At 60.6% G+C, this 24091-nt stretch carries 9 protein-coding genes; all 9 read left to right on the forward strand.

Annotated features, from left to right (window positions below; all coding sequences use genetic code 11):
• Window positions 1–6 precede the first annotated feature (6 nt).
• Genes ATU_RS17060 through ATU_RS17100 form a run of 9 tightly spaced genes read left to right on the forward strand, consistent with a single transcriptional unit; the run spans window position 7 to window position 24059 of the window.
• A complete protein-coding gene (locus tag ATU_RS17060) occupies window positions 7–246 on the forward strand; it encodes an MbtH family protein (protein ID WP_010973243.1) in 240 nt (79 codons plus the stop codon).
• A 10-nt stretch (window positions 247–256) separates the two neighbouring features.
• Window positions 257–775 carry a siderophore biosynthesis protein gene (locus ATU_RS17065; protein ID WP_010973244.1) on the forward strand — a complete coding sequence of 173 codons (519 nt, stop codon included), beginning with the start codon at window positions 257–259 and terminating at the stop codon, window positions 773–775.
• Window positions 772–1335, forward strand: coding sequence for a siderophore biosynthesis protein (locus tag ATU_RS17070; RefSeq protein ID WP_010973245.1), 564 nt, complete (start codon window positions 772–774; stop codon window positions 1333–1335). The genes ATU_RS17065 and ATU_RS17070 overlap by 4 nt, the downstream gene beginning before the upstream one ends.
• 37 nt (window positions 1336–1372) lie before the next feature.
• Window positions 1373–5806 carry a type I polyketide synthase gene (locus ATU_RS17075; RefSeq protein WP_010973246.1) on the forward strand — a complete coding sequence of 1478 codons (4434 nt, stop codon included), beginning with the start codon at window positions 1373–1375 and terminating at the stop codon, window positions 5804–5806.
• A complete protein-coding gene (locus tag ATU_RS17080; RefSeq protein ID WP_010973247.1) occupies window positions 5803–13002 on the forward strand; it encodes a non-ribosomal peptide synthetase in 7200 nt (2399 codons plus the stop codon). The genes ATU_RS17075 and ATU_RS17080 overlap by 4 nt, the downstream gene beginning before the upstream one ends.
• Window positions 13003–13013: 11 nt before the next feature.
• A complete protein-coding gene (locus tag ATU_RS17085; RefSeq protein ID WP_010973248.1) occupies window positions 13014–20705 on the forward strand; it encodes a non-ribosomal peptide synthetase in 7692 nt (2563 codons plus the stop codon).
• 4 nt (window positions 20706–20709) lie between these two features.
• The gene (locus ATU_RS17090; protein ID WP_010973249.1) at window positions 20710–22377 is read left to right on the forward strand and encodes a condensation domain-containing protein; all 1668 of its coding nucleotides are present in this window, start codon (window positions 20710–20712) and stop codon (window positions 22375–22377) included.
• Window positions 22378–22391: 14 nt separating this feature from the next.
• A complete protein-coding gene (locus ATU_RS17095) occupies window positions 22392–23138 on the forward strand; it encodes a thioesterase II family protein (RefSeq protein WP_010973250.1) in 747 nt (248 codons plus the stop codon).
• Between the two features lie 39 nt (window positions 23139–23177).
• The gene (locus tag ATU_RS17100) at window positions 23178–24059 is read left to right on the forward strand and encodes a ferric iron reductase (RefSeq protein ID WP_162180344.1); all 882 of its coding nucleotides are present in this window, start codon (window positions 23178–23180) and stop codon (window positions 24057–24059) included.
• Window positions 24060–24091: the final 32 nt, after the last annotated feature.

Below are 24091 nucleotides of genomic sequence, written 5' to 3' on the forward strand. Positions count from 1 at the left end.
ACCACCATGAGTTCCCAGACACCGGCTGAAGACCTGCACTACAACGTCGTGATCAGCGACGAAGAGCGATACTCGATATGGCCGGTCTACAAGGCCGTCCCGGCGGGGTGGCGATTGAGCGGCTTTTCCGGATCGAAGCAGGCGTGCCTCGATCATATCGAGGTGGAGTGGACCGACATGCGCCCCTTGAGCTTGCGGCGGTTGATGGACGGCGAAGCAGCAAACATCACCAGCGCGCAAGAATAGGACGTAACCCATGGACGACCAACCATGGCCAAGCCCGGCGCCCCGCGCGGATGCCGGACCGGACAGGGACTGGCTTGCGCAGGATGCCGTTCTCGATCTGCTCCTGCCGGAGGCGCTGGCACCGGTAATGGCGCCGGAAGAACACGACAAGGCCCGTCTGCAATACATTCTCTGCGAGGCCCTCGAGGCGTTCACGCTGCATTATCCCGAATGCCGCGCGCGCATCGCCGCACTCCTCGGCAACATGGAAAAGCCGATGTCCGATCCCGGCATCGTGGATGTCAGCGGCCTTCCGCTGACGTCTTTTCACGCGAATGACTATGACCGGTATTTCCGCGTGAACCGCATTACCACCGCTGAGCCCGCCCATGTTCTGCTGCGCAGCTTCCTGCAGGTCGCGCTGTCCGTTACAGATCTTTTCTGCCGGGCGCCCCACCTGTCGGAGAAGGCCGCGAAAGCCCAGTTTGACGGTTTCGAGGTTCATGCAAGGCTTCTTGCAAGGTGCTTCGGCGTGGAGTGTGCAAGATGACTATTGCTCTCCCGTCGCCATCCCGGATCTGGCGCGAATTCCACTGGGCGTTTTTCATGAACGTGCAGGGGCTGGTTCTGTGCCTGCGTCGTTTCAACATGCAGGTGCATGAGGGCAACTTTGCCGAAGCAAACAGGGAATTGCGGGCCGCCGCGGTGCTTCTGCGCACATCAGCCAGCTCCATGGACCTCGCCGCCAGCTTCAGCAAGGCGGATTACGAAAATACCATCCGCGTCTCCATGACGCCGCCTTCAGTGGAGTCAGACGATTTCAGCGGGCTGATGTCTTTCGATCATGCCGTCCTCATCCAGGTCTGGCGTGAAATGAAGGACGTGTTCGCCACGCTGCCGGTCGAACTCCATGACGCCCATGCGGAATTCGTTGCAGCCTACAAGTATCTGGCGGAAGGGCATGTCGGCGTCTGCTCACGTTTCGTCGGCTCCGATGCCGGCAGCCTGCGATACGGCGACCGGAAGGCGATCGATACGCTCCAGCGCTTTGAACGCGGTCGCCTCGGCATGATCGATCCCCCCAAAAAAGGCTGCCCGTTCCACAAGTAACGTGCGTGTTCAATTTCTAATCCAGCGAGAACTGCCCATGTCCGACTATACCAGCGCTTCAAACCAGGATCGGAACGCCTTTCGGGTCGCCGTCATCGGTATGGCAGGCCGCTTTCCGGGAGCCTCTGACATCGAGAGCTTCTGGGATAATCTGGTTCACGGCCGGGAGTCGGTCAAGCAATGGACCGACGAGGAACTCATCGCGCTGGGTGTTCCGCCCGAGCAGCTTGCGGATCCGGATTTCGTGCGGGCTTCGGCACCGCTGGAGGGGGCTGACCAGTTCGACGCCGAATTTTTCGGTTACAGCCCCAGCGAGGCGGAGATTCTCGACCCGCAGCAGCGCCTGTTTCTCGAATGCGCCTGGGCGGCGCTGGAGCGCGCCGGATATCAGGGCGACACCTTCGACGGTTCCATCGGCGTCTATGCCTCGAGCGGCTTCAATACCTATCTTCTGAACCTGCACGCCAATGCCGCGGTGCGTCAGTCGATCAGCCCGTTTGAACTGTTCGTGGCCAACGACAAGGATTTTTTGGCGACGCGCACGGCTTACAAGCTCAATCTGCGCGGTCCGGCCATGACAGTGCAGACAGCCTGCTCCTCGTCGCTGGTTGCCGTGCATGTCGCCGCGCAAAGCCTCATTGCAGGCGAATGCGATATTGCGCTCGCGGGCGGCGTCACCGTTTCCCGTTCGCATGGATATGTGGCGCGCGAAGGCGGAATATTGTCTCCTGACGGGCATTGCCGGGCGTTTGATACCGATGCCGCCGGAACCGTTCCAGGCAGCGGCGTCGGCGTTGTCGTGCTCAAGCGTCTTGAAGATGCGCTTGCAGACGGCGATACGATCGACGCCGTCATCATCGGTTCGGCCATCAACAATGACGGCGCGCTGAAGGCGAGCTTTACCGCCCCGCAGGTGGACAGCCAGGCCTTGGTCATCAGCGAGGCCCATGCGGCTGCAGGAATATCGGCCGATTCCATCGGTTATATCGAGGCGCATGGCACGGGAACATCGCTGGGAGACCCCATCGAGATAGCGGCGCTGACGCAGGCTTTTCGCAAGACCACGCCGCGCAGCGGATATTGCGCCATCGGTTCGGTGAAAACCAATATCGGCCACCTCGATACGGCCGCAGGCATTGCGGGCTTCATCAAGACCGTGCTTTGCCTCAAGCACGGCAGAATTCCCGCAAGCCTTCATTTCAGACAGGCAAACGCGAAGATCGACTTCCCGGCGAGCCCCTTTGCGGTGAATACCGTACTGCGGGACTGGACAGCCTTGGAAAGCCCCCGGAGAGCCGGCATTAGTTCTCTCGGTATCGGCGGAACGAATGCGCATGTGGTGCTGGAAGAGGCACCGGCTGGCGCAAGCGCGTGCGCCAAGGCGCAACCGGCATTGCCGCAGCTTCTGGTATTTTCAGCGCGCAATGCAACGGCGCTCTCGGCACTGCTTGCGGCGCATGCGAAGGCATTCGAGGCAAATCCGGAACTTGCGCTGGAGGATATTGCCTTCACGCTTCGTCATGGCCGGAAGGCTTTCAGCCATCGCCAGTCGCTGGTTGCCGATGATGTGGCGTCAGCCGCGGCGGAACTGCACCGTCTTGCTGCGCAAAAACCATCCATTGTCGGCAGCACGCCGTCACCGGTTTTCCTGTTTCCCGGACAGGGAAGCCAATATGCCGGAATGGGCAAGGATCTCTACGAGCGGCTGGAGCTTTTCCGCGCGCCTTTCGATGCCTGCGCGGATCGTCTTTCGAAGATCATGCAACGCGATTTCCGCGCTGATCTCTTTGCCGGACATGAGGATATCCAGAATACGGAATTTGCCCAGCCGGCGCTGTTTGCCGTGGAATATGCCCTTGCAAAGGCTTGGATGGCGCAGGGTGTGATACCGCAGGCGCTCCATGGCCACAGCATCGGCGAATATGTGGCCGCCTGCCTGGCGGGCGTCTTCGATCTCGATACGGCACTTTCGCTTGTGGTGGCGCGCGGCCGGTTGATGCAACAGGCCGCCCCGGGCGCAATGCTTGCTGTGGTCCATCCCGATGCACCGATAGACCGGTGGCTTGGCGCAGACATTGCCCTTGCGGCCAGCAATGCGCCGGGCCTCAGCGTCGTTTCAGGCAGCATGGACGCCATAACAAGGCTCGAAACGGAACTCAAACAGGCCCGCTACGCGACCCGACGGCTTAAGACCGGACATGCGTTCCATTCGCCGATGATGGCGCAGGCCGCAGCGCGCTATCTGGAAGAATTGCGACATGTCAGGCTTTCCCCGCCATCCATTGCGATGATTTCCAACGTGACGGGAACCTGGCTGAGCCCTTCGCAGGCGACGGATCCGAACTACTGGGCCGCACATCTGGAACAGACCGTGCGTTTCGACGAGGGGATGCGAACCCTTTTCGGCATCGACAACGCCGTCTTCATCGAGGCAGGACCGGGCTCGGCACTGTCAGGCCTCATCCGCGAACACGCTATCGCGGCCGACCGGATCATACCCTGCCTTGGCCGTTCCAGACCGGAAAACGAGACGAGCCAGTATCTTGCAGCGCTCGGCGATTACTGGCGGACCGGCGGGCAGCTCGACTGGCAGGCCGTATCGCCCGAAGGCGCTCGCGTGCCGCTCGCCACCTATCCGTTTCAGGGGCAGCGCTACTGGATTTCCGCTGAGACGGCAGAAAATCAGGCGCCTATCACCACCCCCGTCGACAGCGCCAGAATCTATCGTCCGACATGGCAGCGCCTTTCACCCGCAACCCCGGCGGATTGCAGAAACCGCCGTGTACTGATCCTCGATGAAGGACGCATCGGCAAATCCCTCGCCGCACGGCTGGAAGGCGCCGGCGCTCAGGTCTATCGCGCCATTGCGGGTGACAGGTTTGACGAGTGCGATTTCCGCTGCTTCAGCCTTGCCGGACATACCGCGGCGGACTTTGCCCAGCTGCTCGAGACCCTGAGCGAGCGCGGGGCCCTGCCGCAGGACATCCTTTATCTGTGGCCCCTGAAGCCTGGCCGGCGGGACGAAATTGAGGCCCTGCTCAATCTGGTGCGGGCTCTCACCGCACAGGGGCATAAGGGCAAGCTGACGCTGGTGACCAATGGAGCAGCGGATGTTACCGGGCTGGAGAGCCTCGACGACCTGCAGTCCCAGCTGCCGGGCATTCTGAAGGTTGCCGGTCAGGAATATGAAGACCTGACCTGCAGGCACATCGATATCATGGTCGCGCAGGACATGGCGGATCAGGCGATCGCAGATCGCCTTCTGGCGGAATTTAACGGAACCGGCGCGGTGGTTGCCATAAGGGGCCCACATCGGTGGTCGCATGGCTTTGCGCCGCTCGATCTGCCTGAACCACAGGCGTCGGCCCGGCTGAAAAAGAACGGCGTCTATGTCGTGATCGGCAATATCGCCGAAGGTGTCGGCACCGTCTGGCTGGATCATCTGGCGAAAATATCCGGCACACGCCTGTCGGTTCTGCAACCGGTCGAGGATGCGGAAACCGCGATTCAGTCAGACGCAGCTATCGATACACGCCAGATCGACTGCAATGATCCGGCTGCCCTTGGCGCGGCACTCGATGAGGTGGTGTCGATGCACGGCCGGATCGACGGAATTTTTCTGAGCATGCCGCAGGCGAACCGGCAGGCGGCAGCGCCGCTTTCGATGATGGACGAGACGCATCTCAGCTACAATGAAGCGGTCCGCATCGCGCCCCTGCGGGCGCTGATAGAGGCGATGGAGCAAAGGCGGGCAGGTTTCTGCTGCATCCAGTCATCGCTTGCAACCGTCATCGGCGGCGTCGGGCTCGCCGCCTATACATCGGGATATCAGGCGGTGGAGCTGCTTGTGGCCGCCCAGTCGCGCAGCGCAAGAATGCCCTGGTTCGCCATTGGTTATCCGCTCATCGATGTGCTGGCCGCCGGTAAACGCTCCTCACTCGATACCAACGCCTATGCGGTTGCCTCCGATGATGCCTGGGACCTGACGAGAAAGATCATCGAGAACGGCATTACCGGCACAACGATGCTTTCGCGCAGCGACATCACCGTGGCACCAACGGCGGGCAAGAAGGCGCAGCTGTCGAAAGTACCGGTTTCGGGTCGTGCAAGGCCGGCGATGTCCACACCCTTCATCGCCCCGCGCACCCACACCGAAACCACGGTGGCAGGCATTTTCGAAGAAATGATCGGCGTGAGCGGGATCGGCGTCGATGACGGGTTTTATGAGCTGGGCGGCCACTCGCTTCTGGCCATCCGTGTTGTCGCCAAGCTCCGGGAAACATTCCCGGTCAAGATCGAAATGCGTGAACTCCTCTTCGAAAACCCGACAGTCGCCCGCGTGGCCAGCATGATTACCGCCCATATGCATGATGAAGGCGATCTGGACGAGATGGCAGCGCTGTTGATGGAAATCGAAGGCCTTTCCGACAGTGAAGTCCAGAGCGCGCTTGGAGGAGCAGAAGCACGATGAACGAATTCTACGCCAAACTCGCGAACCTTTCGCCCGAGCGCCGTCGCCTCATAGAGCAGCGTCTTGCCGAGCGGGGATATCAGTCGGCTCTCGATACCGTCATTCCGGGACGTGAGGAAGGCGATGTTGAACGACCCCTGTCCTTTGCACAGCAGCGCCTGTGGTTCATGCAGCAGCTTGAACCTGAAAACACGGCTTACAACATGCGCAGCATCCTTCGGTTTCGCGGGAAACTCGACAGGGCGGCGCTGGAAGAGGCGCTGGCGAATGTCGTAAAACGGCATGAGCCGCTGCGAACGCGCTTCGTTCCCGGCGCAGACGGCTTTCCGGAACTGGATATTCTGGCGGCTGGCGACGCGGAAATCGAATTCCTCGACCTTGGACAGGACAGCGATGCCGAAGCCACGGCCCGTCAACACGTCCTGCAGCGGCTCTCCGTGCCCTATGACCTCAGCCATCCGCAATTGCGTGTAATGCTGGTTCGTCTTTCCGCCGAAGATCATCTGCTGGCGGTCGGGCTGCACCACATCGCCGGCGACCGCTGGTCCATGACTGTTCTCGCCCGTGATCTCGCGGGCTTCTACAAGGACAGGACAGGACAATCACACCATCTGCCTGACATTCGCGTTCAATATGCCGACTGGGCGATCTGGCAGGGAAAGATGCTGCGCGGCCCGGTGCTCGAAAACCAGCTCGCATACTGGAAAAAGGCGCTCGGCACGGATCTGCCGGTTCTGGACCTGCCATTCGACCGTCCGCGCCCGGCTATCGCAAGTTTCCTCGGCGCGCAGTTTGCAGTCTCCGTCGATCCGGCACTTTCAGGAGAGCTGAGGGCGCTGGCACGGGCGCACAATGTCAGCCTTTACGTCCTGCTGCTCTCCGCTTTCAAACTGGTGCTGCATCTCTATTGCGACAGCGACGACATCGTGGTGGGCAGCGAAGTCGCAAACCGCGACAGGCCGGAAACCCAGGCGATGATCGGCCCCCTGGTCAATACGCTGGTGCTGCGCACCGATCTTGCGGGCAATCCGGATTTCTCCGGCCTGCTGCAGCGCGTCAGTGAGACCGTCCGCACCGGCCTGGCAAACCAGGACGTGCCTTATGAGCGGATCGTCGAGGCTCTCAATCCGAAGCGCTCCCTGTCCGAGATGACGCCGCTGTTTCAGGCCAAATTCGACCTCCAGCACAATCTGGCAAGGTTGCCCGAACTCGACGGTCTTGCCATCGAGACCCTGCGTCTGCCAGACGGTGCCGCAAAAAACGAAATCCGTTTCAACCTCGAGGACAATGACCCCGATATCGGCGGCAAGATCGAATATGCAACCGATCTTTTCAATGAAGAGACGGTCGCCACGATCTGGCGGCGTTTCGAAGATGTATTGCGCACGATCGCTGAGGACCCCGCCCGCAGGCTGTCGGAATTTTCTCTTCTTTGCGACGACGAGCAGCAGGAGCAAATCCGCCGGTCCGCCGGCCAGGCGCTGACACAGAGCGGGCTGTGCCTGCACGAGATGCTGACGGCGCAGGCGACACGCACGCCGGAAAAATCCGCAGTGGCCAGCGAACATGGCAAGCTCACCTATCGGGAGCTCGATCAGCGAAGCGATGCGATTGCCGCCGCGCTCGCCGCCAGCGGGTTTGGCCGGGGCTCCATCGTCGGCGTCTGCATGCAGCGTACACCGGATCTCATCGCTGCCCTGTTTGGCGTATTAAAAGCCGGCGCTGCCTATGTGCCGCTCGATCCGGACTACCCGTCCGAAAGGCTTGCCTTCATTGCGCAGGATGCGGCCATCAGGGTCGTGTTGACGGATAGCGACCGGCTGGCATTCGATGCCACGGTCGATCTGATGCTCCTTGAGGTCGGTAAACTGCCCGATGCGGTCTTTTCCGCCGCTCACGCCTGCGATCCGGCCGATCTTGCCTACATCATCTATACATCAGGGTCGACGGGTCGACCGAAGGGCGTGGCGATCACGCATGGGAATGCCGCCGCCCGTATGCAATGGACGGCCAACAACTTCACCAGTGACGAGCTTGCGAGCGTCCTGGCATCGACCTCGGTCTGCTTCGATCTCTCCATATTCGAGATTTTCGGCACGCTCTCCTGCGGCGGCCAGGTGGTGCTGGCCAACACACTCTTCGATTTGCCGCGTTTGCAGCATGTCGTAGAAGTCAGCCTCATCAACACCGTTCCGAGTCTGCTGCGCGAATATCTGCGCCACGACGCGCTTCCGACATCCGTTAGCGCTGTCAATCTTGCCGGAGAGCCCCTGCCGCCGGTCCTGCTCGAAGAGCTGGCGAAGAAGGCGCCGCAGGCGCGCATACACAATCTCTACGGGCCTTCGGAAGATACCACTTACTCCACGGGCGCGATGGTTCGCGCCGTCAGCGGGGAGAAAACGGTTTCCATCGGTGCTCCCCTGCCGGGAACGCAAGCTTATGTCCTCGACCGGGCCGGGCGTCTGCGGCCTGACGGCCTTGCCGGCGAACTTTATCTCGGCGGAGCCGGCGTCACGCGCGGATATCTGCGGCGCCCCAGCCAGACGGCGGAGCGTTTCGTGCCGGACGCTTTCTCCGGCCGGTCATCCTCCTATCTCTACCGCACTGGCGACCGGGTCAGGCGCCGCGCCGATGGCGCGCTGGAATTCCATGGACGTCTCGACAATCAGGTCAAGATCAGGGGCCTGCGGATCGAGATCGGCGAGATCGAGCACCAGCTCGAGGATATCGATGGTGTCAACGAGGCGGTCATCGCAGTCATCGGCGATGAAGCAAGCCCGGAACGCCAGCTGGCCGCCTATATTTCGCTGGATGCCGGCCGACAACTGACGGTGGACGACATCCGCGCCGCACTTGCAAGGCAGCTGCCCTCCCACCTCGTTCCGGCCTTGTGGACCATCCTGCCGGCAATGCCACATCTGCCGAACGGCAAGATCGACCGGAGCGCCCTGCGCGCACTGGAAATCAAGGGGCCCGACGGTAGCGGCACCGCACCCCGAAACCATATCGAGGAACGGCTTGCAGCCATATGGCAGGACGTCCTTCAGACGAGCCTGATCGACGTCGAGCGCAGCTTCTTCGAGATGGGTGGGCATTCTCTTCTCGCCATCAGGATCATTGCCCGCATCAAGGCCGATTTCGGGGTTTCACTGCCGCTGAAGGCAATTTTCGAGACACCGACAATCGCTGGACTGGCAAACCGGCTTGAGAATGAGGCTGAGGAAGCCCTTAACATTGACGGCCTCGCGGTGGTCCATGATCCTGAAGATCGCCATGAGCCGTTTCCGCTGACGGATATCCAGCACGCCTACTGGATCGGTCGCAACAAGGGCTTCGAACTCGGCAGCGTCGGTTCCCATGGCTATCGGGAATTCGATATCGACGACCTCGATATCGATGCGCTCGAAAACGCCATAAACGCCCTTGTCGCACGCCACGACATGCTGCGCGCCATCGTCGATACCGATGGGCGGCAGCGTGTGCTGGCGGACGTTCCCCACTATACATTGCCGGTGGCGGATCTGCGTGATGCAGTCGATCGCGCCAGCCGCTTGACGGACATCAGAAACAGGCTGTCGCACAATATTTTCAAGGCAGATCACTGGCCGCTGTTTCACATCGAAGCCGCCCGGCTCGATGGGAAGACGACGAGGCTGTTCGTCAGTTTCGATGTGCTCATCGGCGACGCCTGGTCGCTGAAACTGATGGGCACCGAGCTCGCCGCCCTCATGCAGAAACGCGCGCTTCCCGAAATCGGACTGACATTCCGGGATTACGTTCTGTTCGAAAAATCCGCGCATAACAGTGCGGCCTATGAGCGGGCACGGGAGCACTGGTCTGCCCGTATGGCTACCCTGCCAGCCTCACCGGATCTGCCGCTGGCATGCAATCCATCGCAGATAGAGCATCCGCGGTTCACGCGTCGCCGGGGCCGGCTTGCCGCGACAGACTGGTCGCGTTTCAAGGATGTGGCCCAGAGCGCCGGCCTGACCCCGACAGCCGCGATCATGACGATCTTTGCGGAGGTTCTGGCGCGCTGGAGCAGGCGTCAGGATTTCACCCTCAATCTCACCGTCTTCAATCGCGAACCGGTTCATCAGGATGTGGAAAAGATCGTCGGCGACTTCACGGCATCGCTCCTGCTGGGGCTCGATTTTTCGGCCCGCGCCGACTTAACCACGCGCGCCCGTCAGGTTCAGCTGCGCCTGATGGAAGATCTGGAACACAGGCTTTTCAGCGGCGTTTCCGTGCTTCGCGAACTGGCGAAACAGAACGGGCGCTCAGGCGGCGCCCTGATGCCCGTGGTTTTCACCAGCGTTCTGGGTCAGGCATCGAGAGACGACAGCGCTCCGCGTCTCGATACGCGACTAGTGGATAGCGTCAGCCAGACACCGCAGGTCTATCTCGACCATCAGGTTTCCGAAGACCAGGGTGAGCTGGTCTATAACTGGGATGCGGTCGAGGAACTCTTCCCGCCATCCATGCTGGACATGATGTTTGCCGCCTATGAGACCTTGCTGCGGGCACTGGCGAACGACGATGCAGCATGGCAGACCGAGCCTGATATCGTTGATTGCCAGGCGTTCGAGACGCTCAACAACAGGGCGAAAATCGCGCTTCCTGACGACACGCGGCTCCTGCATGAAGCGTTTTTCGAGAGAGCTGCGGAAAGCCCTGAGAAGATCGCCGTCTGCGCAGGGGGTATCGAATTGACCTACGGACAGGTGGCCGAACGCGCGCTGGCGCTGGCGGCAAGCCTGCAGAAGGCCGGTGCCGGCCCGAACGACCGGGTTGCCGTTTCTCTGCCGAAGGGCGCAGACCAGGTGATCGCCTGCCTCGGCATTCTGGCAAGCGGTGCAGCCTATGTGCCTGTTGACCCCGAACTGCCTGCGGAACGGCGTTTCGAGCTTGTGGAAGACACGGCGGCCGATCTCGTCATCGCCGAAGGCGGCGACTGGCCGCAGCGGGTAAGGGTGATTGCGGTTCCCGAAGAAGGCGGAGCAAGACCTTCGCCCTCGTCGACCACACCATCGGACCTCGCCTACATCATCTTCACCTCGGGCTCGACCGGCAAACCGAAAGGCGTGATGATCGACCATCGCGGTGCGCTGAATACGATCCTCGACATCAATCGCCGCTTTGCCGTCTCCGCCGAGGACCGGGTTTTCGCGCTCTCGTCTCTGAGTTTCGATCTTTCGGTCTACGATATATTCGGTCCGCTTGCGGTTGGCGGCGCCATCGTCATTCCCGTGCGCGAGGAAGTGTCGGACAATGCCCGCTGGATGAAGCTTTTGCTGCAACATCGGGTGACGGTCTGGAACTCGGTGCCGGCCCTTGCGCAATTGCTGCTGGCCGAACTGCCGGCGCTCCGGGAAAAGCCACCCCTGCGCATGATCATGATGAGCGGAGACTGGATTCCCGTCAGCCTGCCTCCCGCCTTGAAAGCACAATTGCCAGATGCTGACCTGATCAGCCTTGGCGGAGCCACCGAAGCCTCCATCTGGTCGATTTTCCACCCGATCGGAGAAGCGCTGCGGGACTGGACGAGCATCCCCTATGGCCAACCTCTAGCGAACCAGCGTTGGTATGTCCTCGACGATCAGGGGCGTCCCTGCCCGCCATGGGTCACGGGCCGGCTGTTTATCGGCGGCATCGGTGTTGCGCGCGGTTACTGGGGACGGCCGCAACTGACCGCCGAACGCTTCATCCCCGACAGTTTCGCGGACGAAGAAGAAGCTGGAAACGGCGCGCTTCTGCTTTACGAAACCGGCGATCTCGGACGACTGCGGCCGGAGGGATTGCTGGAGTTTCTGGGGCGCGAAGATTTCCAGGTGAAGGTCAACGGCTTCAGGATCGAGCTCGGAGAAATCGAGACCGCGCTGCTGCAAAATGAAAATGTCGCCGAAGCGGTGGTGACGACAATGGGTCAGCCACCTGCCCTCATCGCCTATATCGTTCCGGATACCAAAGGCAGCCTCATCGGCAAACTGGAAGCGAAGGCCGGCCGGTCAGGCAATGGCGGGTTGGGCGATGCCGGAAGGACCGTGGATTTACCCACGCCGGACGGCCTGTTCCACGAAGCGATCACCCGGCAAAGTCATCGCCGGTTTTTGAACGCTCCGACGGAGCTTCAGAAAATCGGCCATCTCCTGGCCAGCGTGCGGGCCTTCGACATATCAGGAACGCCGCTGAAAAAGACCCTCTATCCGTCTGCGGGGGGACTTTACCCGGTTCAGACTTATATTCTGGTCCAAGACGGCCGGGTCGAAGGATTGTCTGGCGGCTGGTATCGTCATCATCCCGCCGAACATCGGCTGGAGTTTCTGGCGGCCACTTCGCAGGAACAGATCGCGGCAATCGCCGGCAAGAGCGACGATATTATCGGGCAATGCGCTTTCCTTGTGCTTTTCACCGGGCACGCGGCAGCCATGGCGCGCAGCTACGGGCAAAAGTCCAGAGACTTCTGCCTGCTGGAAGCCGGTCATATGGCGCAGACCATGATGCTGCATGCGCCGCGTCTCGATATCGGCCTCTGCGCAGCGGGCGGCGTCGATCTGACCGCCATCGCATCGGCACTGGCAACCGAAGAAGACGAGGAGCCGCTTTATGTGCTGGCTGGCGGGTCCATCGATCCCGCCTGGAGCACACAGTGGCAGGCATCCGCGCAAATGCGGGGTGAAACCCTCTCGGAGCGGCTGCGCGCCTTTCTTGCCGGAAAACTCCCCGCTTATATGGTTCCGCGCGAATTCGTGATCATGGAGCGACTGCCTCTCAGCGCCAATGGCAAGGTTGACCGCCAGGCCCTGCCCGCGCCGGGCGGAAGGGCACGCCAAACCGTTGCCCCGGCAACCGAAAACGAGAGCGCACTTCTGGCGATCTGGCACGAACTCCTGTCCAGCGACAGCGCTGGCGTGGAGGACAATTTCTTCGAAGCCGGCGGCGATTCACTGACGATCATGCAGCTGCTGTCGCGCATCAGGCAGGAATTTTCGGTTCACCTGACGCTTGCCCAGCTCTTTGGCGCCACCACCGTCAAAGCCCAGTCGGAATTGCTCGGCTCACTTTCACCGTCCCTGCCGGACGAAGCGGAAACCGGTATCTCCCCGATCGTTGCGCCGACATCCGTGAATGACCTTTCCGATGATGACGTGGATAAGATGCTGGAGCAGCTGCTCTCCGGCCAAAAGGACCAGTAGACGTGAACACAATGGATATTTCCCGACTGACCCCGGAGGAAAAGCGGCAGCTTCTGCAGCGCCTGATGGCTGGACAGCAGGCATCCGAAAAGAAGAACTTCCGCCTGAGCCATGCCCAGGAACGTATCTGGTTCGTCGAGCAGATGCAGCCCGGCACAGGCGCATATTCGATACCCGTGGCCATCAGGCTGGAAGGCCCGCTCGACCGCGACAGGCTTAGGATCTGCTTCGATATCGTGGTGCAGCGCCATGAAAGCCTGCGGACAGTTTTCGAGGTTCAGGACGGCGAGCCGTTTCAGGTCATCGTTTCGCAAACAACGGCAGACTTCAGTTTTCATGAACCGGGCGATGACGAAGCCGCACGCGATGTCGCCATCGGCCGCTTCGCGCAGGAACCGTTCAATCTCTCGCAGGGTCCGCTGTTTCGCGTCGGCCTGTTCTCCGTCGCACCTGACGAGCATACTCTCGTCATGGTGATCCATCATATCATTTCCGACTACGCCTCGTTGCAGATCCTGATCGATGAGGTCTACAGGCTTTATAGCGCAGCAGAAGCTCCAGCCATCGGCCAGCTGCCGGCACTCGATATCCAGTATCGCGATTATGCCGAATGGCAACGCAACGGCACCGCGGCGCTTTCAGGCCAGATCGACTACTGGCGCGAACAGCTTCGTGACGCACCGCTGCTGCTTCAACTCCCGTTCGATTTCGCCCGGCCGGTGACGCAGTCGTTCCAAGGCGCCCGGCACAAATTCCGCCTTGGGCCGGCCCTCTCCAGCGCCGTCAAGGATCTGGCGAAAAGCCGGAAACTGACGACATTCATGGTGCTGCTGGCGGCCTATCAAATTCTGCTCGCCCGCCTTTCGAGATCGGACGATATCTGCATCGGCACGACGGCATCGAACCGGAACCGGGCGCAGACCCGCAATCTCATCGGGTTGTTCGTCAACAATCTCGTCTTGCGGACGCGTCTACAGCCAAATGACACCTTCGATACGCTCCTCGACAGGGTTCGGGATACGACCCTTGAGGCGCTGTCCAACCAGGATGTTCCCTTTGAGCAGGTGGTGGATGCACTGAATGTCGAGCGTGACATCGGCCATAACGCCCTGTTCCAATCGACTTTCGTGCTTCACAATGCGTCCGGTGCAGCTTTCGATCTCGGCGACATCAAGGTCACGCCGATCGCGCTCGATTCCGGCGCCTCGCGTTTCGATCTCAGCCTCGACATGCACGAGGGACGGGGAAACGAAGGTTTCAGTGGGGTTTTCGAGTTCAACACGGAACTCTTCCTGCCTGAAACGGTGTCGCGCTTCTCTGCCTATTTCCTGAGACTGCTCGGCGGGCTCGTATCGAACCCCGGCGGCCGCATCGCCGAAATCGACCTGCTGGACAAGACGGAGCATGCGGCTATAGCGACTGCGAACCGGACAACCATTGCCTTTCCATTGAGAGATTTCGCATCGCTGCTGGAAGAGACGGCACAGGTGCGCGGCTCGTCCGTGGCCGTGCGCTGCGGCGACCGGCAATATTCCCACGGCGATCTCAACGAAGCCGCCAACCGGGTGGCATCCGGTTTGCGTGATCGCATCGGCAACAGCAAACCTCATCCCCGCATCGCCATCTGCCTGCCGCGTTCCGAAAACCTCGTCATCGCCATCCTCGCGGTGCTCAAACTGGGCGGCCATTACGTGCCTCTCGACCCCGGACACCCGGCGGAGCGGCGCGCACTCATTCTCGAGGACTGCAAGCCAGACATCATTCTCATCAGCGAGGGTGAGGATACGGCATATCCATGCGGCTGCATGGCGATTGAACCCCTGCTGCGTGCAACCGGCTCCTTCGGTAACCCGCATCGCGAGACGCTACCCGACGACCTGGCCTATATCATCTATACCTCAGGCTCGACGGGCAGGCCGAAAGGCGTCCCGATCAGACAGAAAAGCCTGGTCAACCTTCTCACCAGCATGGCGCGGCGGCCGGGCATGTCGGCTGAAGATCGTTTCCTTGCCGTCACCACACCGGCTTTTGATATCGCCACGCTGGAGCTGCTGATGCCGCTTATGGTCGGCGGCCTGCTGATTATTGCCGAAGCCGATGACATCTATGACGATATGGCGCTTTCAGAGCTTATCCGGAACCACAGCGCGACGATGATGCAGGCGACACCTGCGACATGGCGGCTGATGGCCGATGCGGACTGGAAGGCTCCGGCGGGTTTCAGGATGCTTTGCGGCGGCGAAGCGCTCGAGCCCGGCCTTGCCCGCCGCCTGCTGGCAGCCGGAGGCGAATTGTGGAACCTCTACGGCCCGACCGAAACAACCATCTGGTCCACATGCACCCGCATATGCGCGGAACATCTGGAGCTTCCCGCCCTGCCGGTCGGCGAGCCGATCGCCAATACGCAGCTTCATCTGCTCGACGACGCGCTGATGCCGGTGCCGGCAGGCGTTGTCGGAGAGCTGTATATCGGCGGCGAAGGTCTGAGCCCCGGCTATTTCAACCGGGACGACCTGACGTCGCGTGCATTCGTCGAAGGGCCGGCCGCGGGCTCGAACGGCGGAGGCGAGAGATCGAGACTCTACCGAACCGGTGACCTGATGCGGCGTTCCGCCGCCGGGCACCTTCTTTATGTTGGTCGCGCCGATTTTCAGGTCAAGCTTCGAGGATTCCGCATCGAACTTAGCGAGATCGAGGCGATCCTTGCCGCACAGCCATCCATCGAGCAGGCCGTGGTTGCGCTTTTTCAGGACGAGGAAGGGTCTGGCACCCTCGTCGCCTATTGCCGCCGCGGAACAAGCCCAGTGGACGAGGACGCACTCCGCGCAGCGCTCGCCTCACAGCTTCCCTCCTACATGCTTCCCGCCGCCTATGTCTGGATGGACCGCTTTCCGTTAAACGCCAATGGCAAGATCGATCGCAAGCGGCTTGAGCGACCAAAACAGATCGTATCGTCAACCGCCTACACCGCTCCGCTCGAAGGGACCGAACAAATTGTCGCCGCCATATGGCGTGAGTTGCTCGGCGCGGAAAAGATCGGCCGTGACGACAATTTCTTCACGGTGGGCGGCCATTCGCTGCTGGCGACGCGGATGCTTGCGCGTTTGCGGGCGTCATTCGCCATCGACCTGCCGCTGCGCACCTTTTTTGAGAGACCCCGGCTTGCGGATTTTGCCGGTGCTGTCGATGCTCTGGTGGCCATGACCGAACGCAGGCCGGAAGCGGTTTCGTCCGCGCTGTCCAAGCGCGAGCATACTGGCCCAACACCGCTGTCCCATGCACAAAACAGACAATGGGCGCTTGCGCAGCTGGAACCGGACAGCCCGCTCTACAACATCCCGTTTGCCCTGAAGATCAGGGGAGCGCTCGATTTCGAAATCCTCTCGCATGCGCTGGAACTGACGGCACAAAGACAGGATACGCTGCGCAGCCGCTTCGTCTCCGTCGATGGCAAGCCCTTCGTCGAGACCGACCCGGAGATGATATTCAAGATCGTGCCGGAAGAGATCGGCGACCGGGAACTCGAGGCTGCCCTGCTCGATTGCGCGCGCCGGCCATTCGATCTTGCCGTTGCACCCCTCCTGCGCATTCACGCCTTCCGCACCGGTCCGCAGGATCATGTCCTGCTTTTCCTATTGCACCACATTATCGGTGACGCCCTTTCAGCCGAAATTCTGCTGAACGACGTTGCGACGTTTTACGCGTCCCTCTCGAAGAAAGAAGCACCGCCAAACGGGGCGCTACCGCTGCAATATTCGGATTTTGCAATCTGGCAACGGGAACAGGACACGACGAATGAGGTTGATTACTGGCGCAGGACGCTTGCCGGCGCTCCGCCACTGCTGGAATTGCCTACCGATTTTGTGCGGCCCGCCATACAGGGCTTCTCCGGCGAGAGCATCCGCTTCTCGCTCAATGCGGATTTGCTCGCAAGATTGCGCCAACTCTGCGACCAGCAAGGCGCTACCCTTTTTATGGGAATGCTGACAGCGTTCTCGACGCTGCTCCAGCGCGTGAGCGGCATGCGCGATATCGTCATCGGCACACCGGTCTCCGAGCGGTTCCATCCCGATCTGGAAAACGTTATCGGCATGTTCGCCAATACGCTGGCGATCCGGTTGCAGACGCAGGGCGGCGAAAACTTCAACGAAGCACTGAAGGCAGCCCGCGACACGGCATTAAGCGCTTTCGCCAACCAGACCGCACCGTTTGAGAAAGTGGTGGATGCGCTGTCGCTTCCGCGGACATGGAGCCACAACCCGCTGTTCCAAGCCATGCTCGTCTCGACCGTCGAAACCCGGCGCGGCGCCATCTCGCTCGCCGGCATGGAGTGGGACCGACTGGCGCTTCCCGACACGTCGTCGCGCGTGGACCTGACATTGTTCATCCATGAAACGGCAGAGGAACTGTCGTGCCGCCTCGAATATCGCAGCGATCTTTTCCGCCGGGCAACTATGGAATCGCTTGGCGAAGCCCTCGTCGCCCTGCTCGAAAAAATCGTTGAGCGACCTGAACTGCCACTCGACAGGCAGTCACTGGTATCGGGCAACCATCAGAAAAGGCTGCGGCAATGGAACGAGACGGATGCGGAATTTCAGCCGCAGCGGCGCTGCCTGCACGACTTTGTGACAGCAAGTGCCGAGACCAGCCCACAGGCGATAGCCGTTACCGATCAGGACCGGAGCCTGTCCTATGCCGAACTTGACTGGAGAGCCGACCGGCTTGCAAGCGGGCTCGTCGCAGCCGGCATAGGCAGGGGAAAGCGAGTCGGCATCCGCCTCGAAAGGAGCGTGGAGCTGGTGGTTGCCATATTGGCAGTGCTTCGCACCGGCGCGGCCTATGTGCCGCTCGACCCGCGTTACCCCGCAGACCGCATAGAATTCATCGCCGCGGACGCCGATCTCGCGCTCATTCTGGTCACGACCGAGAATGATATTTCAACGATCGGACAGAATTTCCGCTGCATGACGCCCGGTATGGTGGAAAATCTGGCAGGTGGAGCCGTTCCCACGCCGGTGACGTCAGGAGCCGATCTTGCCTACCTCATCTACACATCAGGTTCGACGGGCAGGCCGAAGGGCGTGGCCATCGAACATCGCAACGCCGTTGCTTTCATGCAATGGTGCATGCACGCCTTTACGAAGGATCAGCTGTCCGGCGTGCTCGCTTCCACCTCGATCTGCTTTGATCTTTCGATCTTCGAAATATTTGCGACGCTTGCAGCGGGCGGGCGCATCTTCATGGTCGATGATCTCTTCGCTTTCCCAAGCGCGCCATTTGCAGGTGAAGTAACGCTGGTGAACACCGTTCCGACGCCGATGTCGGAACTGCTCAAACTCGGCCCTCTGCCGCAGAACGTGAAAACAGTGTGTCTGGCGGGAGAGCCGCTGCCGCGTGAACTTGTCGCGCGGATTTACGCCAACGACCAGGTGGAATGCCTCTATAACCTCTACGGTCCCTCGGAGGACACCACCTATTCGACGGTGGCCCCGGTGCCTCCATCGGGCGAATGGTTCGGCATCGGCGTGCCGATTGCCAATACCCGCGCCTATGTGCTCGACGGCGAGATGAACGAGGTGCCGGTTGGGGTGCCCGGCGAACTGTTCCTGTCCGGCAGCGGATTGGCGCGCGGCTACTGGAACCGGCCCGGCCAGACCGCCGAGCGTTTTCTGCCCAATCCCTTTGCCGACTGCAGCCAGCACCGCGTCATGTACCAGACCGGTGATATCGTGCGCAGGCGCGATGATGGCGGTCTCGATTACATGGGACGCGCCGACCGGCAGCTGAAGCTGAACGGTTTTCGCATCGAGCCGGGTGAAATTGAGGCCGTATTGCTGCAGCAGGAAGGGGTACATGAGGCGGTTGCCGGGCTCTGGCGCGACGCCGCCAATCATCCGCGGCTGGCGATGTGGATTGCCGGCGATCCCGCACTGGAGATCACCAAACTTGTCGCAACCCTCAGGCAACGCTTGCCCGAGCACTTCATTCCCGTCCTTGCAACCAGGCTCGATGCGCTTCCGCGCCTGCCGAACGGCAAGCTGGACCGATCCGCATTGCCGGATCCCGCAGCCTATGGCGAACGCGCCACGGAAACCGCAAGTCTGCTCAATGACCAGGAGGACGTGCTGGCGCAGATATGGCAAGGCTTGCTCGGCTGTGGAGACATCCGGCGAAACGACAATTTCTTCTCGCTTGGCGGCGATTCCATCCTTGCCATCCAGCTGGTTTCACAGGCCCGCCAGAAGGGGTTGAAGATGACCCCGCGCGACGTCTTCCTGCATCCCACGCTCGCATCGCTCGCGGAAGTGACACACGTGGAAAGCACTGTGACAGTCGGGACCGGTCATGCCGATGATGAAGCTACGCTCGGGGCGATACAGCACTGGCTGCTGGATCAGGACCTGCCCGATCTTGCCCACTGGAACCAGGGATTGATCCTGAAGCTTACCCGATCTCTCGATCCCGACCGGCTCGAAAAGGCGATTTCAAGGCTACTCGAGGAGCATCAGTCGCTGCGCGCCCGATTCTTGCGCAAAAATGGGCAATGGCAACAGAAATTCGCCCCTCTTTCGGCAATGCCGCCGATGCAGCAACTGGCCGCCACAGATGAGAACGACGTCACAGATTTTGCCAGAAAGCTTCATGCCGGTTTCGATCTTGGTGCCGGGCCTCTCTTCGGCGCGATCCTGGCGACATTGCCTGATGGCTCCGGCCGCCTTATCCTCGCAGCCCATCACCTCATCGTCGATGGCGTGTCCTGGCGAATGATCGTTGCGGATATCGAGCGGCATTATCTGGAGGCCAGCACCATTCGGTCCGGCGCAGTCGCGGCTGGCAGCTGGAACAGCCGGCTTTCACGGTCGGCGCTTTTTGACGGCGAGGAGGAATATTGGCGCGGCGTCTGCGAGGAAGACGTCCGGGCGCTGCCGCTCGACAACGAGAGTGGAAGCAATACTCAATCGGATGCGGTGACGTACCGACAGACGATCGATGCCGAGACGACGAGGCAACTGCTTCGGGATGTACCGGAATGCTTCAGCATCGCCTCGAACGAGGTTCTGGTCGCAGCCCTTTATCTGACGCTGCGGCAGTGGAGCGGCCAGCCACGCCTGCGGCTAGAAATGGAAAGCCACGGCAGACTGAACCTGTTCGAGGATATCGACGTTTCCGAAACGGTGGGATGGCTGACCGCGCTTTATCCCGTGTTGTTCGATACGCCGGATGACGCAACACCAGACCGCCTGCTTCTCGACGTCAAGGATACGTTGCGGCGAATTCCCAATAACGGCGTCGGTTTCGGTGTTCTGAAATATCTCCGCAACAAGGCTGAGCATTTGGACTATGGCAAACCGCAGCTCCGCTTCAACTATCTCGGCCAGATGGATGCCATGTTCGCAATAGATAGCCTGTTTGCGCCTTCAGGCATCACATCCGGCCCGATGTACGGTGCCGCCAACCCGCGTGATACGATCCTCGAGATCAACGCCATGGTCGTGCGCGGTGAGTTGCAATTGCAGTGGGTCTATGGGGCGCAACTGCATTCCGAAGACACTATCAGGACGCTGGCGGACCATTTCCGGGACAATCTTGAAACGCTGATCCAGCATTGCCTCACCGGTTCAGGTGCGGGTTTCAGCCCTTCTGATTTCCCGCTGATGGATCTCGGTCAGGACGAACTCGACAATCTGCTAAAGAGCTTCTGACACAATGGACAATCGCCCGCTTGAAAGCCGCCGCCGCTCGGCTATCGAAAACATCTATCCGCTGTCACCCATGCAGGAAGGATTGCTGTTCCACTCCATCGCCACCCCCGACGAAGGCGTCTACGTGCCGCAGATCGTCCTTCAACTGCGGGGCGCCGTCGATCCGCAAATCATGCATGATTGCTGGAGCGAGATGGTGTCGCGCCACGCGGTTCTGCGCACCACCTTCCACTGGGAAGAAAGGGACGAACCGTTTCAGGTGGTCCACAGCGATGCCGGCCTTGCCTGGTCGCAACTGGATTGGTCAGGTATCGACGCGGAAGAGCGGCAAAAACGCCTCGGCGCGCTTCTGTCCACCAACCGGCGGCAGGCTTTCGATCTGAAGACGGCTCCCCTGATCCGCCTGCAATGGATCGATTACGGCGGCGAAAATTCGCGTCTCGTGCTTCAGTACCACCATATCATTCTCGACGGATGGTCGGCGGGCCGCATTGTCGAAGACGCCTTCCGGACCTATCAGAGACGATGCGGTTCAACCCGTCCGCCACTGGCCGCACCACGGCCCTATGCGGATTATATTGCCTGGCTGAAAAGCAGGAAACGTGAGGCGACGCGTGCGTTCTGGACGGATTACACGACGAAGATCGAGATGCCGTGCAGGATGACCCGCGACGCCACCGGCGGCGAGGCCGATTTCTCCAGTCATCACCTCACCTGCGATCCCGCAGTTTCCACGCAGGCAGCAAAACTGTGCAGAGACATGGGGATTACCCCCAATATCCTGCTACAGGCCGCGCTTGCCATCGTCATCGCCCGCAAGACCGGCAGCAGACATGTCGTCTTCGGTGCGACGACAGCCGGGCGACCTCCCGAACTCCAGGGTGTGGAAAACATGGTCGGCCTGTTCATCAACACGCTGCCGGTCTGCATCGACGTTGAAAATGGCTCTCTTGCCCCGTGGTTGCAAAGGTTGCAGCAACGCCAGTCCGCCTGTGCCGAGCACGACTATCTTCCGCTACGCGAAATACAGGCCGGGCGGGGCGATCTTTTCGACTGCCTGCTGGTCTTTGAAAACTATCCGGTGCCGCGGGATATTACGGCGGAGGCGACATTCGCCGTGACCGGCGTCGAGGTTGATGAATGGACCCACTATCCCCTCACCCTGTTTGCCGTTGCCGACGCCGCGAAGATTTCGATTTCTGCCCACTACGATAGACGGCGCATTGCCGAGCAGGAGACGGAGGCATTTCTACATGAGCTTGGCGCGACAATCGGCGAGATGGCCGGCGGCATTGCAATGGTTCCACACGTTTCCGCTGAGGACGCAAGGACGGCCAATCTCGCCAAGCCCGCGCTGCCTTCGGGGACGGAAACACCTAGTGATCAGCCCCTTCCCGCTACCGCCTGGACGGAAACGGAAAAAAGGATTGCCCGTATCTGGGCAGAGGTTCTGAAAGTTGACGCCCAGCGCAACACCGATAATTTCTTCGACCTCGGCGGCCACTCGCTTCTGGCGGCCAGGGTCGTCAACCGGGTGCGGAGAGAATTTGCGATCAATTTTCCCGTAAAAGTCCTGTTCGACCGTCCGGTCCTTGCGGCATTTGCGGCTTTCATCGATGCGCTGAAGGCAACCGCCGCACCCGTCGACGAGCACAATGCGATTGAAATATGATGAGAGGAGCCCCGATGACACTTCGTCCCCGGTTGATCTGCCTTCCGCCGGCTGGCGCCGGCCCGAGCCTGTTCCGGTCATGGGTACAGAATTCTGAGAGCATCTTTGACGTCGTACCGGTCGCCTTGCCGGGTCGCGAGGCGCATTTCACCAAGCCGCTGCCGCGCGATATCCAGAGCCTTGCCGACCACGTCACAAACGAAATCATCGGGCTGCTGCAGGCTCCTTATGCCCTGTTCGGTTATTCCATGGGTGCAGTTGTGGCCTATGAGCTGTTACGGCACCTGTCACTCCGGCGCCTGCCGCTCCCCGACGCCTTCTACATTCTCGGCTCCAACGCGCCCGATCGCGTCCTTGAAGGACGTGAGCCTATCCACAGCATGACGAGCGAGGATTTTCAACAATCGCTGGTCGAGATCGGCGGCACGCCGGATGAAATATTGCGCGACAGGGAGGCCATGGCCCTGTTCGAGCCGGTTCTGCGCAATGATTTTCGCATTTGCGAAACCTATGAATTCACCCCCCCGCATCTGCCGGTTACATTCCCAGTCCATGTCTTCGTTGCCGATGCCGACCATCTCGTCAGCTGGAAGGCGGCAGGTGCATGGGAAAACTGTATCGGACAAGACATCACGATGCATGGGATCGAAGGGTCGCATATGCTCCCGCCACAGGCCTTCGCACACTTCATTGGAAAACTGGGCCAATTATGGCAAACCGATCAGGTGCAGGCTTGCGCTGTTTCAACCAGAACTGCATGAGCCTGATTTGCGACGCCAAACTGATGGATGCGGCAGACAATGAGAGATCATGAGACAGCCGGCGTCTCCGCCGCCGATAGTCTGACGGAAGCGACTGCCCTCCAGCAGTCCATGTGGCCGGAGGTGCCTTGCAGCGCCGGCCCGATGCTTGCCGGCTGGACAACGTCCGCCGCGCTGTTCTCCAGCCCCTCGGCGCTGGAAGAATTCCTGGACTATGAGGGATCCTTCGATCCCGGCGTCGATCTCAAGAGCCGCGCCGCATTCCTGATGAGCGACTATTGCTACATTTTTTTCATGGCCACGGTTCCGCTGCTGGTGGGCCGCGGCGTGGTGCCGGATATGTCGCCCGAAGCCGTTTCATTGCAGTTCTATACCCATCATGGCGAGCATGACGGGGAACCGATGACGGTGCGGCGGGCACACGTCCGGCTGTTGTCGCCGCAGATCTTTACGGATCGGGATGCCGGGCCGTTTTCGACGGTCACGGACCATGCGGGCCTTTGTGAAAGGTTCCGCATCGGCGTTGAGCAACATTTCCATCCGCTGGTGGAAGCATTGGCAACAAGGACCGGGTTTTCGAAAAATGCGCAATGGCGGCTGGTGGGAGACGCGATAGCCGGCAGATTTCTCGATGTCGGAAGACGTTTCGGCTGTCTTACCGATGCGATGGCCTCGGCCATGGCGATCGTCAAGGTACAGGGATCGCCGCTGAACAACCGCCAGCTGGGTTATTTCGACCTCACCCTGCATGACAGCGCCTTAAAAGAACCCTTCACCTACACGTTTCGCGCGCGCGGTGGATGCTGCAGGTATTATACCGTAGAGGGTGCGGAAAAGTGCCCCACCTGCGTCCTGAAGTCAAATGAAGAGCGTGACAACATTCTTCTCCAGGAAATGCGCGCCCATTTTTGCCTAAAATAAGATTATTATTTTCAATAATTTTTTTTACTCGG

This window comes from Agrobacterium fabrum str. C58, assembly GCF_000092025.1.
Lineage (GTDB): Bacteria > Pseudomonadota > Alphaproteobacteria > Rhizobiales > Rhizobiaceae > Agrobacterium > Agrobacterium fabrum.

What these genes read in the sequence shown, in the direction of transcription:
- ATU_RS17060 (WP_010973243.1), top strand. Translation starts at nt 7, where the DNA reads ATGAGTTCCCAGACACCGGCTGAAGACCTGCACTACAACGTCGTGATC.
- ATU_RS17065 (WP_010973244.1), top strand. Translation starts at nt 257, where the DNA reads ATGGACGACCAACCATGGCCAAGCCCGGCGCCCCGCGCGGATGCCGGA.
- ATU_RS17070 (WP_010973245.1), top strand. Translation starts at nt 772, where the DNA reads ATGACTATTGCTCTCCCGTCGCCATCCCGGATCTGGCGCGAATTCCAC.
- ATU_RS17075 (WP_010973246.1), top strand. Translation starts at nt 1,373, where the DNA reads ATGTCCGACTATACCAGCGCTTCAAACCAGGATCGGAACGCCTTTCGG.
- ATU_RS17080 (WP_010973247.1), top strand. Translation starts at nt 5,803, where the DNA reads ATGAACGAATTCTACGCCAAACTCGCGAACCTTTCGCCCGAGCGCCGT.
- ATU_RS17085 (WP_010973248.1), top strand. Translation starts at nt 13,014, where the DNA reads ATGGATATTTCCCGACTGACCCCGGAGGAAAAGCGGCAGCTTCTGCAG.
- ATU_RS17090 (WP_010973249.1), top strand. Translation starts at nt 20,710, where the DNA reads ATGGACAATCGCCCGCTTGAAAGCCGCCGCCGCTCGGCTATCGAAAAC.
- ATU_RS17095 (WP_010973250.1), top strand. Translation starts at nt 22,392, where the DNA reads ATGACACTTCGTCCCCGGTTGATCTGCCTTCCGCCGGCTGGCGCCGGC.
- ATU_RS17100 (WP_162180344.1), top strand. Translation starts at nt 23,178, where the DNA reads ATGAGAGATCATGAGACAGCCGGCGTCTCCGCCGCCGATAGTCTGACG.